At 67.8% G+C, this 15,802-nt stretch carries 17 protein-coding genes; 11 read left to right on the top strand and 6 right to left on the bottom strand.

Features of this window, described 5'->3' with window-relative positions; genetic code table 11:
- Positions 1 to 3 precede the first annotated feature (3 nt).
- Both K3G64_RS24475 and K3G64_RS24470 read right to left on the bottom strand, forming a co-directional pair.
- On the bottom strand, positions 4 to 441 hold the full coding sequence (locus K3G64_RS24475) for a hypothetical protein (protein WP_238888115.1): 438 nt from the start codon (positions 439 to 441) through the stop codon (positions 4 to 6).
- Between the two features lie 531 nt (positions 442 to 972).
- Positions 973 to 3,711, bottom strand: a complete 2,739-nt coding sequence (locus K3G64_RS24470) for a helix-turn-helix transcriptional regulator (protein WP_370647035.1) — start codon at positions 3,709 to 3,711, stop codon at positions 973 to 975.
- 122 nt (positions 3,712 to 3,833) lie between these two features.
- Between K3G64_RS24470 and ffh the strand changes: the two genes are divergently transcribed.
- Together ffh and K3G64_RS24460 are read left to right on the top strand one after the other, a co-directional pair.
- Positions 3,834 to 5,393, top strand: a complete 1,560-nt coding sequence (gene ffh / locus K3G64_RS24465; protein WP_238888111.1) for a signal recognition particle protein — start codon at positions 3,834 to 3,836, stop codon at positions 5,391 to 5,393.
- Position 5,394: 1 nt separating this feature from the next.
- Positions 5,395 to 6,504, top strand: a complete 1,110-nt coding sequence (locus tag K3G64_RS24460) for an amidohydrolase family protein (RefSeq protein WP_238888109.1) — start codon at positions 5,395 to 5,397, stop codon at positions 6,502 to 6,504.
- Here the strand turns inward: K3G64_RS24460 and K3G64_RS24455 are convergent.
- Positions 6,494 to 7,336 carry a D-alanyl-D-alanine carboxypeptidase family protein gene (locus K3G64_RS24455; RefSeq protein ID WP_238888107.1) on the bottom strand — a complete coding sequence of 281 codons (843 nt, stop codon included), beginning with the start codon at positions 7,334 to 7,336 and terminating at the stop codon, positions 6,494 to 6,496. The genes K3G64_RS24460 and K3G64_RS24455 overlap by 11 nt on opposite strands.
- Positions 7,337 to 7,420: 84 nt before the next feature.
- Complete coding sequence (locus tag K3G64_RS24450; RefSeq protein ID WP_305071268.1) at positions 7,421 to 8,299, bottom strand: D-alanyl-D-alanine carboxypeptidase family protein; 879 nt, start codon at positions 8,297 to 8,299, stop codon at positions 7,421 to 7,423.
- 32 nt (positions 8,300 to 8,331) lie between these two features.
- Between K3G64_RS24450 and K3G64_RS24445 the strand changes: the two genes are divergently transcribed.
- The 5 genes from K3G64_RS24445 to trmD all read left to right on the top strand — a co-directional run bounded on the left by K3G64_RS24445 (position 8,332) and on the right by trmD (position 10,977).
- Positions 8,332 to 8,772 (top strand): nuclear transport factor 2 family protein, encoded by a 441-nt coding sequence (locus tag K3G64_RS24445; RefSeq protein ID WP_238950978.1) that lies wholly within the window; start codon positions 8,332 to 8,334, stop codon positions 8,770 to 8,772.
- Between the two features lie 190 nt (positions 8,773 to 8,962).
- The gene (gene rpsP, locus K3G64_RS24440; RefSeq protein WP_238888105.1) at positions 8,963 to 9,505 is read left to right on the top strand and encodes a 30S ribosomal protein S16; all 543 of its coding nucleotides are present in this window, start codon (positions 8,963 to 8,965) and stop codon (positions 9,503 to 9,505) included.
- Positions 9,506 to 9,513: 8 nt separating this feature from the next.
- The gene (locus K3G64_RS24435) at positions 9,514 to 9,756 is read left to right on the top strand and encodes an RNA-binding protein (RefSeq protein ID WP_003881089.1); all 243 of its coding nucleotides are present in this window, start codon (positions 9,514 to 9,516) and stop codon (positions 9,754 to 9,756) included.
- A 3-nt stretch (positions 9,757 to 9,759) separates the two neighbouring features.
- Positions 9,760 to 10,275 (top strand): ribosome maturation factor RimM, encoded by a 516-nt coding sequence (rimM, locus tag K3G64_RS24430; RefSeq protein WP_238888104.1) that lies wholly within the window; start codon positions 9,760 to 9,762, stop codon positions 10,273 to 10,275.
- Between the two features lie 3 nt (positions 10,276 to 10,278).
- On the top strand, positions 10,279 to 10,977 hold the full coding sequence (gene trmD, locus K3G64_RS24425; RefSeq protein WP_238888102.1) for a tRNA (guanosine(37)-N1)-methyltransferase TrmD: 699 nt from the start codon (positions 10,279 to 10,281) through the stop codon (positions 10,975 to 10,977).
- Positions 10,978 to 10,986: 9 nt separating this feature from the next.
- Here the strand turns inward: trmD and K3G64_RS24420 are convergent, their stop codons facing one another.
- Positions 10,987 to 11,931: a class A beta-lactamase-related serine hydrolase gene (locus tag K3G64_RS24420; protein ID WP_238888100.1), complete on the bottom strand. Its 945-nt coding sequence runs from the start codon at positions 11,929 to 11,931 to the stop codon at positions 10,987 to 10,989.
- A gap of 325 nt (positions 11,932 to 12,256) precedes the next feature.
- Here K3G64_RS24420 and rplS point away from each other — a divergent pair, with 325 nt between their 5' ends.
- The 4 genes from rplS to K3G64_RS24400 are packed head-to-tail and all read left to right on the top strand — an operon-like array spanning position 12,257 to position 14,578.
- Entirely contained in the window at positions 12,257 to 12,598 is a 342-nt protein-coding gene (gene rplS, locus K3G64_RS24415) for a 50S ribosomal protein L19 (RefSeq protein WP_238888093.1), read from the top strand.
- A 44-nt stretch (positions 12,599 to 12,642) separates the two neighbouring features.
- The gene (lepB, locus tag K3G64_RS24410; protein WP_238888092.1) at positions 12,643 to 13,476 is read left to right on the top strand and encodes a signal peptidase I; all 834 of its coding nucleotides are present in this window, start codon (positions 12,643 to 12,645) and stop codon (positions 13,474 to 13,476) included.
- A gap of 32 nt (positions 13,477 to 13,508) precedes the next feature.
- The gene (locus K3G64_RS24405; RefSeq protein ID WP_238888090.1) at positions 13,509 to 14,231 is read left to right on the top strand and encodes a ribonuclease HII; all 723 of its coding nucleotides are present in this window, start codon (positions 13,509 to 13,511) and stop codon (positions 14,229 to 14,231) included.
- Positions 14,232 to 14,272: 41 nt separating this feature from the next.
- On the top strand, positions 14,273 to 14,578 hold the full coding sequence (locus K3G64_RS24400) for a DUF2469 domain-containing protein (protein ID WP_059099649.1): 306 nt from the start codon (positions 14,273 to 14,275) through the stop codon (positions 14,576 to 14,578).
- 16 nt (positions 14,579 to 14,594) lie between these two features.
- On the opposite strand, the gene K3G64_RS24395 is transcribed toward K3G64_RS24400, so the two are convergent.
- Positions 14,595 to 15,704: an NAD(P)H-dependent amine dehydrogenase family protein gene (locus K3G64_RS24395; RefSeq protein WP_238888088.1), complete on the bottom strand. Its 1,110-nt coding sequence runs from the start codon at positions 15,702 to 15,704 to the stop codon at positions 14,595 to 14,597.
- Between the last annotated feature and the right edge of the window lie 98 nt (positions 15,705 to 15,802).

Below are 15,802 nucleotides of genomic sequence, written 5' to 3'. Positions count from 1 at the left end.
TGCTCAGCCGACGGGTGCGACCGGCGCCAGTGTGAAGGTGGTCTTCGGAGCCTTCGGGCCAGGCGTCGGCGCGGGCTTCGTCGGCGATGGCGGTCCGGCGGGAACGTCGGGGTTGGCCGCCTCTGACGGCGGTGCGGACGGCGTGTTGGACGCGGCGATGGCGGGCGCAGTGCAGAGGTGTGTCGACGGATCGTAGTTGCCACCGTGAGTCAGGCAGCATCCCTCGAGCAGACTGTCGTGCTGTTCGACGGTGATGTCGCCATGGAGGAATTGGTCGCTGACGGGGTCATAGCACTCGTTGAACTTGCCCGGGTTCCAAGCGGGCGACGCGCACGCTACTGCAGTTTCGCCGACGGCGCTGCCCGTGAGCGTGGCCGCCGCCGCGAGCATGACGGCGGGCAATAGGCGACGCACGGTCAACGAGGTAACACGGAAAGGCATGGCGGTCATCCAACCGGCGTGACTGGCGTAAGGGGCGCGAGCGTGAGAGACGTCTTCGGCGTTGACGGTTTCGGTCCGGGCTTGGTCGGCGGGGGGCCGGCAGGAACGTCGGGCGCGGCCTCGGACGGCGGGGCGGACGGGGTGCTGGCTGCGATTGCGGGAGGGGCGGCACAGTCGCCGAAGAATTCTCCGGGTTCCCACCGACCGCCTGCGGCGTAACAGCAGAAACGGTACTCGTTCTCAGCGAACTCGACGGGGATGTCTCCTTCTCGGAACCTTTGGTTTACGTCGGCTAGGCACTGGTCGTAGTATCCGACATCAAGTTCGGCGTTCGCGGTTGCGGGGTCGACCAGTGCAGTGCTGGCGAGCGTGGCCGCTACTGCGATGATCGCCGCGGGCAGTATGCGACGCAACGGCAACGGGGCGGCTCGGAGAACGCGGGTTGGCATTGTTCCTCCTCAACGGGTCCCCGACCGTCACTGAAGTCCCGACGCTAGCTCGCCCGAACCGCCCAAGGAATAGGGCGTTCGCCTATGGATTGGCCATGTAGCGGCCGAGTTCGGCCCGCGAGCGGATGCCGAGCTTGCGGTAGATGCGCGCGAGGTGAGCTTCGACCGTCTTCGGACTGATGAACAGCGCCGCTGCGACCTCCCGGCGCGTCATGCCCGACGCGAGCAGTTCGGCGACTCGTCGCTCTGACGGCGTCAACTCGGCAGCCGCCACGACACCAGAAGTGCGACGGTTCAATTCGGCTCGGGCGCGATCTGCCCACAGCGCAGTGCCGAGCTCGTCGAACACGCGGAGCGCTTCCCGCAAGGTGGCGTCGGCGTTTTTGTCTCGCTGACGACGCTGAATCTGGCCCCACAGCAACAGGGTTCGCGCCCGTTCGAACGGCATCGGCAGTCGGTCATGTTCGGTAAGCGCCCGATTGGCCGCCTCCGAGGCGGCGTCGACGTCACCTCGGGCGGCCAGCAGCATCGCGCGGCACCGTGCGCTCGCGGTGAGCATCCACTCGCGGTTCAGGCGGCGTCCGTTGCCCTCGAGGATCTCGACCAGTGCTTCGGCGTCGTCCAGCCGCCCTGTGTGGAGCAGCGCCTCGACGGCATCCGGAAGGAACCACGCGACGAAGATCTCCGTGCCGCGGGGGTGCTGTTCAACCCTGCGCAGGACGGGTTCGAGTACGTCGAGCGCTGCGTCGAAACGGCCGAGCGATACCTCGAGAAACCCCGCCGTCGAGTGCAACCAGGTGATCAGATAGGTCGAACCGCTGCGCCGGATCGCCTCGGTGGCCTGCCCGATGTGTCGACGCGCATCCGCTTCGCGGCCCGCGTACGCGTCGAGCAGCGCCCGCAGCATCAGGGCCACACCCATCGGCAGCCAACCGTCGAGGTGCGAGGCCCGCTCGAGCGCATCCGCGGTGATCGAACCGGCGTTGGCGAAGTCGCCGCGCCACGTTTCGTTGAGGACGCTGAGGAACGCCACGAACATCAGCTCGCTCTCCTCGCCGCGCTCGATCAGATCCTTCCTGATGGCCCGAAACAGGTGGTGCGCGGCGTCGTGCTGACCGGTCCACGCCAGCAGCGAGGCACGGTGTACGGTCGGGCGAAGCTGCACCCACACCGGCACGTCGTGCGGCTCGATCGACACCGCCCGCGCATGCGCCTCGTCGTCGACACCGTCTCCGAGGAGAAAATTCACGATCACCTGCATGCTGAGCGCCGAGCTAGACAGCTGCGCCTGGTGGAGCGTCGTCGCCTCGCCGACAGCGTCGGCGATACTGCGCGCCGCCGCCTCGAGTTGGCCCGCGTTGAGCTGAGCCAGCGCCAGCGGCACCAGGATTCGCGCCCGCTGTTCGGCGTCGGCCCCCGCCTCGACGAGTGCCCGGACCAGCCGGTCGATGCCCGCTGCCCAGCTGCCGTCGGTCAGCTCGATCACGGCGAGCAGAGTCAACGCCTGCGCGCGATGCGCACCCGGGGCCGGCGCGGCGGCGACCTCCTCGAGTTGCGCGCGTGCCGCTGTGCTGTCACCGGCGGTGAAACTGTTGCTGGCCAACGCTATCCGGCGCTGTGGCGTATCGGCGCCCAGCGCAACAGCCATCTCGATGAGTTCGGCGGCCGCAGCAGGCGCTCCGCGGATGCGGGCCAACTCAGCGGCGGTGTCCAGTGCCTCGATGGTCTGGTCGTCGGGCTCGGTGGCGGCCAGCGCGAGATGACGGGCGCGTGGTTCGGGGTCGTCGATGATCTCGGACAGGCGTCGATGCATGGTCCGACGCGCAGCCGGGTCTGCGTCGGTGTAGACACCCCAGCAGAGCAGTGGATGTGTGAATCGCAGTGCAGCACCCCGGATTTCGACGAGGTTGTTGGCCTCGGCCGACTCGACCAACGAGGTCACGCGTGCGGCGCTGCTGCGCACAGCGCGCGCCACCACATCGACCGTCGGGGACGACGCCGAAGCCGCCGCCAGTAGCACTGCCCGGACGTCGGGACACAGCCCGTCGACCCTGGCCCGAACCAGTCCGGACAGCGTCGGTGGCAGCAACCCGAGTTGACCGTCGTGGTCGTCGTCGACGGCGCGCGCCAACTCCAGCGCGTAGAAGGGGTTACCGCCTGAGATCTCGTGGATGCGCACCATCGTCGGTCGCGGGAACACTCGAGCCGAACTATGGGCGACCACCGCTCGGGTGCCGGCGAGGTCCAGCGGACTCAACCGGATACGTCGGACGTGACGACTCCCGTCCACCGCGATCTGTCCTGCAACGGTGGCGCCGGCCGAACCGGCGCGGTGGGTGAACAGCAGACCGACGCACCCGGTGAGCCGCCGCGCGACGAACGCCAACGCCGCCGAACTCGATGAGTCGAGCCACTGCAGGTCATCGATCGCCAGCAGCACGGGTGAGCCGGTGGCCAGCCGGGTCACGACCGACAAGAAGCCGGTGGCCACGGCTCTGGGATCGGTGGCGATGTCGCTCGGACTGGCGCGCAACGTCACCGCGTCGAGTGCGAGCCGCTGCGGAAGAGGAAGATCTGTCCAGTCCGCGGGCTCGGCGCCGGACAACATGTCGGCCATGGCGGAGTAGGCCAGCACCGACTCCGCCGCGGCGGGGCGCGTCGACAGCACCCGAAAGCCACCTCGGCGTGCCGACTCCAGTGCGGCGGTCCACACTGTTGTCTTGCCGATACCCGGCTCGCCCTCGAATATCAGAGTGGACGGACTCATCCGGGCCGACGCCAAAAGCTCGGCAACCGCCCCCAGCTCGAGCGCACGGCTCACGACCCGCCCGTTCATTGACCGGTATCTTATCCTGGCGTTTTGCGGCTGGCGGGTCCGCGACCACGCCGCACTGATGCGCCCGCGCAGGTGTAGCCCGGTTCGAGGCCAGTAATGTGGCAGCCGTGTTTGAATCCCTGTCCGACCGGTTGACCGGCGCCCTGCAGGGGCTGCGCGGCAAGGGGCGGTTGACCGACGCCGATATCGACGCGACCGCCCGGGAGATCCGGCTGGCGTTGCTGGAAGCCGACGTGTCGCTACCCGTCGTGCGGGAGTTCGTCAACCGGATCAAGGAGCGCGCCCGCGGTGCCGAGGTGTCCGGTGCGCTCAACCCGGCTCAGCAGGTCGTCAAGATCGTCAACGACGAGCTGATCGGGATCCTCGGCGGCGAGACCCGCCAACTGGCTTTCGCCAAGACTCCGCCGACGGTGATCATGCTCGCCGGCCTGCAAGGCTCCGGCAAGACGACGCTGGCCGGCAAGCTGGCGAGATGGCTTCGCGGCCAAGGTCATACACCGCTTTTGGTGGCCTGCGATCTGCAGCGCCCGGGGGCGGTCACCCAGCTGCAGATCGTCGGTCAGCGCGCCGACGTCGCGGTGTTCGCGCCGCACCCCGGCGTCTCCGACGCCGGATCGGCCGACGCCGGCCCCGGTGATCCCGTCGCGGTGGCGGCCGCCGGCCTGGCCGAGGCCAGGAGCAAGCACTACGACGTGGTCATCGTCGACACGGCCGGCCGGCTGGGCATCGACGACGAGCTGATGAGCCAGGCGGCCGCGATCCGCGACGCCGTCAGCCCCGACGAGGTCATCTTCGTCTTGGACGCGATGATCGGCCAGGACGCCGTCACCACGGCCGAGGCGTTCCGCGAGGGTGTCGGGTTCACCGGCGTGGTGCTGACCAAGCTCGACGGCGACGCCCGCGGTGGCGCCGCGCTGTCCGTGCGCGAGATCACCGGGGTGCCGATCCTGTTCGCGTCCGCGGGCGAGAAACTCGAGGACTTCGACGTCTTCCACCCCGACCGGATGGCCGGCCGCATCCTTGGCATGGGCGACGTGCTCACCCTCATCGAGCAGGCCGAGCAGGTCTTCGACGCGCAGAAGGCCGAGGAGGCCGCGGCCAAGATCGGCAGCGGCGAGCTGACGCTCGAGGACTTCCTCGAACAGATGCTGGCCATCCGCAAGATGGGTCCGATCGGCAACCTGCTGGGCATGCTGCCGGGCGCGGGCCAGATGAAGGACGCCCTGGCCGCCGTCGACGACAGGCAACTCGACCGGCTTCAGGCCATCATCCGGGGCATGACGCCCGAGGAGCGCGCCGACCCGAAGATCATCAACGGCTCACGGCGGTTGCGCATCGCCAACGGCTCCGGTGTGACGGTCGGTGAGGTCAACCAGCTCGTCGAACGGTTCTTCGAGGCTCGCAAGATGATGTCGCAGATGGCCGGTCAGATGGGGATGCCGTTCGGGCGCAAGTCGTCTCGCAAGAACACGAAGAACAAGAAGAAGGGCAAGAAGGGTGGGCGAGGACCGACGCCGCCGAAGACGCGCAATCCGCTCGGCGCCGGGATGGCGGGCATGCCGCCGGGTTTCCCCGACCTGTCTGACATGCCCAAGGGCCTCGACGAGCTGCCACCCGGGCTCGCCGACATCGACCTGTCGAAGCTGAAGTTCCCGGGTCAGAAGTAGCGTGCCCCACCCGGCTCTTCATGTCCGTGGCCTCGGGCTGCCCGACGGCGAGCCCGTTCAGTGGTGGATCGTCGACGGTGTTCTCAGCTCGGAGCCCGTCGGCGGTGCTGACACGGTGTTCGGTGCCGACGGCGCCGACGGCTGGGTCGTGCCCGGTCTGGTCGACGCGCACTGTCACGTCGGACTCGGCGAGCACGGTCCGCTCGACGATCTCGATGACTGCGTCGCGCAGGCCGAGGCCGAGCGGGACGTCGGTGCGCTGCTGCTGCGCGACTGCGGATCTCCGATCGACACGCGCGCTCTTGCCGACCGCGACGACCTGCCCGAAATCATCCGCGCGGGCCGCCATCTCGCCCGACCCAAGCGGTATCAGCGCGGGTTCGCGGCCGAACTCGACGACGAATCGCAGCTGCCGGACGCGGTGGCCGAGCAGGCCCGCTTCGGCGACGGTTGGGTCAAACTGGTCGGCGACTGGATCGACCGCGACGCAGGCGATCTAGCCCCGCTGTGGTCCGACGATGTGCTGCGGCAGGCGATCAAGGCCGCCCACGACAATGGTGCGCGCGTGACGGCTCACGTGTTCGGGGAGGAGGCGCTGCCCGGGCTGATCAAGGCGGGCATCGACTGCATCGAGCACGGCACCGGGCTCACCGAGGACACCGTGGACTTGATGGTCGAGCACGGTACCGCGCTGGTCCCGACGTTGATCAACGTCGCCAACTTCCCCGGCATCGCGGACGCGGCCGCGAAGTATCCGAAGTACTCGCGGCACATGCGCGACCTGCACCGGAACTGTACGGCGCGGATCGCCGCCGCCAGGGAGGCCGGCGTGCCGATCTACGCGGGCACCGATGCGGGCAGCATGGTGGCCCATGCACGCATCGCCGACGAGATCGACGCGTTGACCGGCATCGGGATGAGCCCGATCGACGCGTTGGGAGCGGCCAGCTGGAACGCCCGCGCGTGGCTGGGCCGCCCGGGACTCGAGCACGGGGCGTCCGCGGACCTGGTCTGCTATTCGGAGGATCCGCGCCTCGGGGCCGCCGTCGTCGATAATCCTGACCTGGTCGTGTTGCGGGGGCGGGTGTACCGGGGACGGCCTATTGGCTGAAGCCCCAGTCGAAGAGATTGATCGCCTGGCCGTACAGGTCGCCGGTGCCGTACAACTGCGCCACCACCAGCCGACGGCCGTTGCGCTGCGCCGCGGCGACGTAGGTGTTGCGGGCCAGGTTGGTGTAGCCGGTCTTGCCGACGAGTGTGCCCGGGTAGCGCTTCAGCAGTTGGTTCTGGTTGGTGATGGTCTTCGGGCCGTCATCGGTGGGAAACAGGGACGACGGTTGGGCGACGATCGCGGCGAAGGCCGGGTAGCGCAGCGCCGCCCGGTAGATCAGCGCGAGGTCGTTGGCCGTGGTGAACGCCTCCTTTCCCGGTCCGTCCAGGCCTGACGGCGACGAGGCCCGGGTGCTGCGCGCTCCCAGCGCCGCCGCCTTGGCGTTCATCTTCGAGACGGCCACCTGGTAACCACCGAGCCCGTCGGCCAGCACGTTGGCCGCGTCGTTACCGGACACCAGCATCAGACCGTCGAGCAGTTGGCGCACCGTGTACGCGCGGCCGGCTGTCACTCCGGCGCAGGAGCATTCGACATCGGCGGCGGCCGGGCGCGCCGCGATCACCGCGTTGAGCGGAAGGTGGTCGAGCACCACGATCGCCAACAACGCCTTGATGGTGCTCGCGGGGGCGTGCGGCTCATAGGGATTGCGCGAGGCCAGTATTCGTCCCGAGTCGAGGTCGGCGAGCACCCACGCCTTCGCGGGTCCGTCGGGCAGCGCGACGGCGCCCGACGGTTCACCCCCCGGCTGGGCGGGCGCGGGGGGAGCGACGCCGATGGCTTGGGGCACCGCAAGGACCAGCGCGATGGCCAACGCAGCCAGCGGTTTTCGCATGACCGCCGAGCGTATCGGTCACGTTCCCCGATGCGGTCTCGGATGCATTGCGATTGCGCAACTCTACCGATGCCGCCGTTTGGTCTAGAGCGTGCCGATGCTGGCGCCCGGACTCACCGCGAAGCCCCAGTCGAGCAGGCTTTCCGCCTGATCCCAGTAGGTCGGTTGGCCGGGTTTGTCCATGCCGAACATCAACGCGATGACCAGGCGGCGTCCGTCGCGCTGGGCGCCGCCGACGAACGTCTTCTGCGCACGGTCGGTGAATCCAGTCTTGCCGCCGAGTGTGCCGGGGTAACGCTTGAGCAGCTCGTCCTGGTTGACCAGCACCTTGTCCCCGCTCTTGGTGGGGAACACCGCGCTCGGCTGGGCGGTGATGGCGGCGAACACCGGGTTGGCCATCGCGGCCCGGAAGATCACCGCCAGGTCGTGCGGCGAGGACCACATGTCGATGCCCGGGCCGTCGAGTCCCGACGGCGACGCGACGTTGGTGCCGTACGCCCCGATCAGGGCGGCCTTGGCGTTCATCTTCGTCACCGCGACCTCGCGGCCGCCGAGCATGGTGGCCAGCGTGTTGGCCGCGTCGTTGCCCGACACCAACAGGATCGCCTCGAGGAGTTGGCGGGTGGTGTACACCATTCCCGGTGTCACCCCGGCGCAGTTGCACTCGACCTGCGTGTCGGCCTCGTCGGCGACGACGGTCATGTCCAGCGGTAACTCGTCGAGCACGGTGAGCGCCAGCAGCACCTTGATGGTGCTGGCGGGCGCGTACTGGCCGTACTCGTCGCGGGCGGCGAGCACCGCACCGGTGTCCATGTCGGCCACGATCCACGCCTGGGCGGGACCAGCGGGGATCGGCAACGAACCCGACGGCTGGCTGATGTCCAGCGGCGCGGCGGTCGCGGTGGCGGTCCCTCCGGCCACCAGTGCGACGGCGGCCACCATGCAGATGAACAGCTTGCGCATGAGGAGGCAGCCTAGTCGTGTTCAATCGAGCCATGTTGAGCCTGGAGGAGATTTCGGACCGCCTGGAGATCCAGCAGTTGTTGATCGACTACTCGACGGCGATCGACCAGAAGCGGTTCGACGACCTCGACCGGGTGTTCACCCCGGACGCCTACATCGACTACACCGTCACGGGCGGAATCGACGGCTTTTTTCCGCAGGTCAAGACCTGGCTGAAGGAGGTGTTGCCGAACTTCCCTGCCTACTACCACATGCTGGGCAACGTCGACGTCCGGATCTCCTACGATCCCGCGGGCGACACCGCGGCGTCGCGGGCCATCTGCTTCAACCCCATGGTGATGGGCGGCGACCCGAACAAAGGGGCACAGATCTACTTCGTCGGGATCTGGTACGTCGACGAGTTCGTCCGCACCGCCGAGGGATGGCGGATGAGCAAGCGGGTCGAGGAGAAGTGCTTCGACAAGCTCACCTGAGCCGCGACCGTGCGAGCCTCGTCCGTCGAGCGGATTTCTCCCGGAAGTGGCTGTTCTGGCACAATGGGCGGCTGTCTGCCGCAGGACCACGGCCCCGCGGCGGTCACACACGTAAGGCAAAACCGGGTCGAGGCATCCCGCCGCGACCGCTGAATTGCAGCGTGGCAACCTCAGGAGAACTAGCTCAACCATGGCTGTCAAGATCAAGCTCACGCGGCTCGGCAAGATCCGCAATCCCCAGTACCGCATCGCCGTCGCCGACGCGCGCACCCGCCGCGACGGCCGCGCCATCGAGATCATCGGCCGGTACCACCCGAAGGAAGACCCGAGCCTCATCGAGATCGACTCGGAGCGCGCCCAGTACTGGCTCGGCGTCGGCGCTCAGCCCACCGAACCCGTTCTGCAGCTACTGAAGATCACCGGTGACTGGCAGAAGTTCAAGGGCCTGCCCGGTGCAGAGGGCACGCTGAAGGTCAAGGAGCCCAAGCTCAGCAAGCTGGACCGGTTCAACGCCGCACTGGCCGACGCCGAAGGCGGCCCGGCCACCGAGGCGACCCAGCCGAAGAAGAAAAAGGCCCCCGCAGCCAAGAAGGCGGCCGAGAAGGTCTCCGACGAGTCGGACCGCAACGCCGTCGCGGCCGAGGCGACCGCCGATCCGGCGCCCGCCAAGGACCAGTCCGAACCGCCAGCCGAGGGCGAGGACGCCACCGTCGCCGGCGCCACTGAAAGCTGAGGGAGGCCGTGAGCTCTGTCGTCGTCGACGCCGTCGAGCATCTGGTCCGCGGAATCGTCGACAACCCCGACGATGTCCGTGTCGACATGGTGACCAGCCGTCGCGGGCGCACCGTCGAGGTGCATGTGCACCCCGATGACCTCGGTAAGGTGATCGGTCGCGGAGGTCGCACCGCGACCGCGCTGCGCACGCTGGTCGCGGGAATCGGTGGTCGCGGCATCCGCGTCGACGTGGTGGACACCGACCAGTAGACGATGGACCTCGTTGTCGGGCGGGTCGTCAGGGCGCACGGCATCGCCGGCGAGGTGGTCGTCGAGGTTCGCACCGACGACCCCGACGACCGCTTCGCGCCCGGAGCCACGCTGCGCGGCAGGCGTGCCAAGGACTCCTCGGAGCGCCCGTACACCGTCGAATCGGTGCGTGAGCACAGCGGACGGCTGCTGGTGCGGTTCGCCGGGGTGGCCAACCGCAACGGCGCCGATTCGCTGCGCGGCACCGTGTTCGTGGTCGACTCGCAGGACCTGCCGCCGATCGACGACCCCGACGAGTACTACGACCATCAACTCGAAGGGCTGCGGGTTCGCACCACCGGCGGCGCCGACGTCGGCACCGTCGCTGAGGTGTTGCACACCGCGGCGGGCGAGTTGCTCGCCGTCCGCAGCGGCGATCGCGAGGTGCTGGTGCCGTTCGTCAGCGCGATCGTCACGTCGGTGTCGCTCGACGATCAACTCGTCGAGATCGACCCGCCGGACGGTCTGCTGGAGCTCTGAATCATGCGCACCGACCTCCGCATAGACGTGGTGACGATCTTTCCCGCATGTCTGGATCCGTTGCGACAGTCGTTGCCGGGCAAGGCCATCGACTCGGGCATCGTGCAACTGGCGGTCCACGATCTGCGGCGCTGGACCCACGACGTGCACCGGTCGGTCGACGACGCCCCGTACGGCGGTGGGCCCGGCATGGTGATGAAAGCCCCGGTGTGGGGCGAGGCACTCGACGAGGTCTGCTCTGCAGAGACACTTCTGGTGGTGCCGACGCCGGCGGGACGATTGTTCACGCAGGCCGACGCGCAGGCGTGGAGCCATGAGGCACACCTGGTGTTCGCCTGCGGCCGCTACGAGGGCATCGACCAGCGTGTCGTCGACGACGCCGCCCGGCGGATGCGGGTGGCCGAGGTGTCGATCGGTGACTACGTGCTGCCCGGCGGCGAGTCGGCGGCGGTCGTGATGATCGAGGCCGTGGTGCGGTTGCTACCCGGCGTGCTCGGCAATCCCGCTTCACACCGCGACGATTCACACTCCGAGCAGAACCAGGGTCTTCTCGAGGCGCCGAGCTACACCCGGCCGCCGAGCTGGCGCGGCCTCGATGTGCCCGAGATCCTGCTGTCCGGCGACCACGCGAAGGTCGCGGCGTGGCGCCGGGAACAAGGACTGCACCGTACCCGCGAGCGTCGGCCGGATCTGCTCGACTGAGGCGACCCGTCAGATCCGGCCGCTGGGGAACATGGTCCTGACGGCCTGGGTGATCGTGTTGCGGGCGGTGACGTCGTCGGTGGCCTGCAGGGAACCGATCGCCATCACGTATCGGCGATCCGGGCCGATCACACCGGTGGACAGGTGCACCCAGTTGCCGCCGTTCCAGCAGCAGAACCAGCCCTGCTTGACCGCCACCGGCGCCGCGGGAAGTCCGTCGGGGATGCCGAACCGCTGGGGGTAGACGCCGCCGGGCACGGTGCCGTCCGGGGCGGTCGGCGTCGACTTCGCCAGGTTGGACAGAATGATCTCCGCTTTGTCCTGCGGCAGCCCGCCTGTGCCGGACAACAACTTCTCGTAATACCGGACCATGTCCCCGGGCGTGCTCAGGGTGGTGTACCAGCGGCCGTCGAAGGGCAGAGACGTCGCACCCAGTCCATACCGTGCCTTCACCCGCGCCACGATCTCGCTGCCGCCGCTGCGGTTCCAGAACACCTCGGCCGCGCTGTCGTCGGAGGAGCGCAACATGGCGTCGAGGGACCGGCGGTCCTCGGGGGACAGCCGGGCCTGCCCGCGGGATTCCTGCAGCAGCAGGTCGTCGGCGATGAACAGTTTGACCACCGACGCGATGGGCATCGCGTCGTTTCTGCCGTGGGCGACGACTTGGCCGGTGTTGCGGTCGAGGATCGTGACGGTGATGTCGGCGCCGGCCTTGGCGGCGTCCGCGGTGGCTTGGCGGACGCGTTCGTCGAGGCCGCTGAACGATGCGGAGGGCTCGTCGGGCGGCGCCTCCGGCACGGGAGCCATGGTGCCCTGCGGCACGACGACGGTCAGCGGACTTGCGGCCGGGTCGGGCGGCTTGCCGTGCACATGGGCCTCGCATCCGACCGCGACCGGAACCGCGATGGCGATGATCGCGGCAGCTGTGACCAGCCTTGTCGGCCGCCGTCGCATGACCCCTCCTCGAACGTCGCACAAATCGCAGAAATCGGGGCCTGCCGCGTTGCTCCGGCCCGGTTTCCAGCCTAATCGCTGGAATACCCGGACCGCCTGCTTAGGTAAGCTTACAAATCGTCGCGAAGCGGGCCGGTGCGATTTCCCTGGACCACGGCCCGTCTGGCACAATTGAGCAGTTGTCTCGCGCAGGACTCCGGTCCGGCTATCCCCGCCCGCTGCGAGATGATCCCGATAAGCCCCAACAGCTCGGCTCGGCAGTCCCATGTCGTGGCGTCCACAATGACGGCAGGCCGCAGCCACCAACCGCAAGGAAGTGTCACCGATGAACACGCTGGACTTCGTCGACCAGACGTCGCTTCGCGACGACATCCCGACTTTCGGGGCCGGCGACACGGTCAATGTGCACGTCAAGGTCATCGAGGGCTCCAAGGAACGCATCCAGGTCTTCAAGGGTGTGGTGCTGCGTCGCCAGGGTGGTGGAGTGCGGGAGACGTTCACGGTGCGCAAGGAGAGCTACGGCGTCGGTGTCGAGCGGACCTTCCCGGTGCACTCGCCCAACATCGACCACATCGACGTCGTCACCCGCGGTGACGTGCGGCGCGCCAAGTTGTACTACCTGCGTGAACTGCGTGGCAAGAAGGCCAAGATCAAGGAGAAGCGCTGACCTTCCCGTCCGGTGGCGACGAGCGTGCTGGCTACCCTGATGCGGTGACCGGATCCACCGCACCCGACGAGTCGGCAGCCGAACAGGCCACGGACGACGATCCGAAGGCGGCGGACGAGACAGCCGGCAAGACAGCCGACGAACCCAAGAAAAAGGGCGGCGCGCTGCGCGAGTTCGCGATCCTGGTGTCGATCGCCCTGGTGCTCTACTACGTCATGTTGACGTTCGTGGCCCGTCCGTACCTCATTCCGTCCGAGTCGATGGAACCCACGCTGCACGGCTGTCCGGGCTGCACTGGTGACCGGATCATGGTCGACAAGCTCACCTACGACTTCTCCGAGCCCGAACCTGGCGACGTGGTCGTGTTCAAGGGTCCGCCGAACTGGAGCATCAACTACCGCTCGATCCGCTCGGACAACCCGGCGGTGCGCTGGGTGCAGGACGCGTTGTCGTTCATCGGCTTCGTACCGCCCGACCAGAACGACCTCGTCAAACGCGTGATCGCGGTCGGCGGCCAGACCGTCGAATGCCGAGCCGGCACGGGTTTGACGGTTGACGGCAAGCGCCTCGACGAGCCGTATCTCGACGCCGACACCATGCGCGTGGACCCCGCGATCTATCCCTGCCTCGGCAACGAGTTCGGGCCGGTCACGGTGCCCGAGGACAGGCTCTGGGTGATGGGCGACAACCGCACCCACTCGGCCGATTCGCGCGCACACTGCACCAATTCGCCCGCCGACGCGCAGAAAGGTTTGTTATGCACGGGCGATCCCGTGGCCGGCACGATCCCGGTGGACAATGTCATCGGTAAGGCACGGTTCATCGCCTGGCCGCCGTCGCGGTGGGGTGGCATCAGCAGCCCGAATCCGCAGACCTGACAGCCAGCCAGACCCCTGTAGGAGAGTTCTTCTTGCCGGCGACATGGCCTCCCCGCACGGTGATCCGCAAGTCCTCGGGTCTGCGCACGCTGGAGTCCGCGCTGTATCGCAGTGGTCTCGGTCCGGTCGCCGGCGTCGACGAGGTTGGTCGCGGCGCATGCGCGGGACCGCTCGTGGTCGCGGCATGTGTCCTCGGACCCAACCGGCTCGAGAGCCTGGCCGCGCTCGACGACTCGAAGAAGCTCAACCAAAACGAACGCGAGCGGCTGTACCCGTTGATCCGTCGCTACGCCCTGGCTTATCACGTCGTGTTCATCCCGTCCGGCGAGGTGGACAGGCGGGGAGTGCACGTGGCCAACATCGAGGGCATGCGTCGGGCGGTGGCCGGGCTGTCGGTGCGGCCCGGGTACGTGCTGTCCGACGGGTTTCGGGTGCCCGGGCTTGCGGTACCGTCCCTCCCGGTGGTCGGTGGAGACGCGGCCGCGGCGTGTATCGCAGCGGCCAGCGTGCTGGCCAAGGTCAGCCGGGACCGGTTGATGGTCAAGATGGAGGCCGAGCACCCCGGTTACGGGTTCGCCGACCACAAGGGATACAGCACTCCTGCACACAGTGCGGCGCTGCGGCAATTCGGACCGTGTAGCGAGCACCGGTACTCATTCATCAACGTGCGGCGGGTGGCCACCGCGGGTGGTGTCCGGGTGGTGACGGAGTTGGTCAGCGGGGGAGCACCGGATCAGCGTGGCGAAGTGGGGTAGGGGACAATGGGGCGGAACCAACGTGAAGGACGAATGAGCCGATGAGTGCCGAAGATCTCGAGAAGTACGAAACCGAGATGGAGCTCTCGCTCTACCGCGAATACAAGGACATCGTCGGCCAGTTCAGCTACGTCGTGGAAACCGAGCGCCGGTTCTATCTGGCCAACAGCGTGGAGGTAGTGCCGCGCAACTCCGAGGGCGAGGTTTACTTCGAGCTGCGGCTCGCCGACGCCTGGGTGTGGGACATGTACCGGCCGGCCCGCTTCGTCAAACAAGTCCGAGTCATCACCTTCAAAGACGTGAACATCGAAGAGGTCGAGAAGCCCGAACTGCGGCTCCCCGAATAGCGACTCGAGACGCCGTTCAGGCCGACCCGGATGGGTGGAAGGCGTGTGTCGGGATGGTCAGCGGTAGGTCGACCGAACTGACCAGGCCGGGTTGGGCATCCACGACGTACGGGATCGCGTTGACGACGCGCATCGCGGTCACCACCATGGCGCCCGCACCAGAGGTCATCTGCTCGATGGCTGCCTTCTTGCGGTCGCGCACTGTCGCATCCATGGTGCAGTCGATGTCGGGTACGCCGGTGATCACGACACGGTAGCCGAGCGCGTTGGGCAGCGTCGGCCAGTCCGGCGCGACATCGGGCGCCAGCCGCGTGACGTGTTCGATGACGATGGCCTCTCGGCCGTCGACGACGCCGATGGCCTGCATCCGCAACGCCCCGCACGTGCCCGCCTCGACCGTACCCATCGCGACGTCCAAGGCTCGGTCCGTCACCGCACGGTCGAATGTCTCGCGCACTTCCTGGACCTCGACGCCCAGCGCATCGGCGATCATCCGGATCTGCCCCTGCCACTCGCCGGCGATCGCGCCGGGAAAGCCGATCCAGGGCTGGTAGTCCAGCGGCCTGCCGAAACCCAGTGCGTCGCCCATGATGTCGGGCACGCCGTAGTCGTCGTAGAGACCGATCTCATAGGCGTGGATCTTCTCGATCTGCGACGACTGCGTGCTGAGCACCAATGGCAGGTAGTCGGCGGCGAAACCCGGTTCGATGCCCGAGGCGTAGAGGGTGGCCTGCCCCTCCTCGGCGGCGCCGGCGATCTGGTCGCGCCATTCGACGGGTTCGTATGCATGGGGATTGACCAGCCGCGTCGTGCTGGTCGTGACGACATTGATGCCCGCGCTGAGCAATCTGACGTAGTCGGGGATCGCCAGGGCGTCGCGCTCGGGACCGCTGGCCGCGTAGACCACGCAGTCCGGTTTGAGGGCGATCAATGCGTCGGCATCGGCGGTGGTCGGCAGGCCAATCGGCTCACCGTTGGCGAGTTCGCCTGCGTCCCTGCCCGCTTTCTCCGGTGAGTGCACCCACACTCCGACGAGTTCCAGGTTCGGGCGCTGGTCGATGGTCCGGATCGCGATCGATCCGATGCCGCCGGTGGACCAGACGACCACTCGATGCTTGTCCGCCATCGTGCCTCCTCGAGCGATCTGGATGTCGACTAAAGAATAGCAAGCACTATTACATGAGAACAAACTTTAGGTTAGAGTCTGTCGGCGTGACCACCCTG

The organism is Mycobacterium sp. IDR2000157661 (assembly GCF_022317005.1).
Taxonomy (GTDB): Bacteria; Actinomycetota; Actinomycetes; order Mycobacteriales; family Mycobacteriaceae; genus Mycobacterium.
Note: the sequence above shows the minus strand (reverse complement) of the source record. Positions and strands in the feature narration are given on the sequence as shown.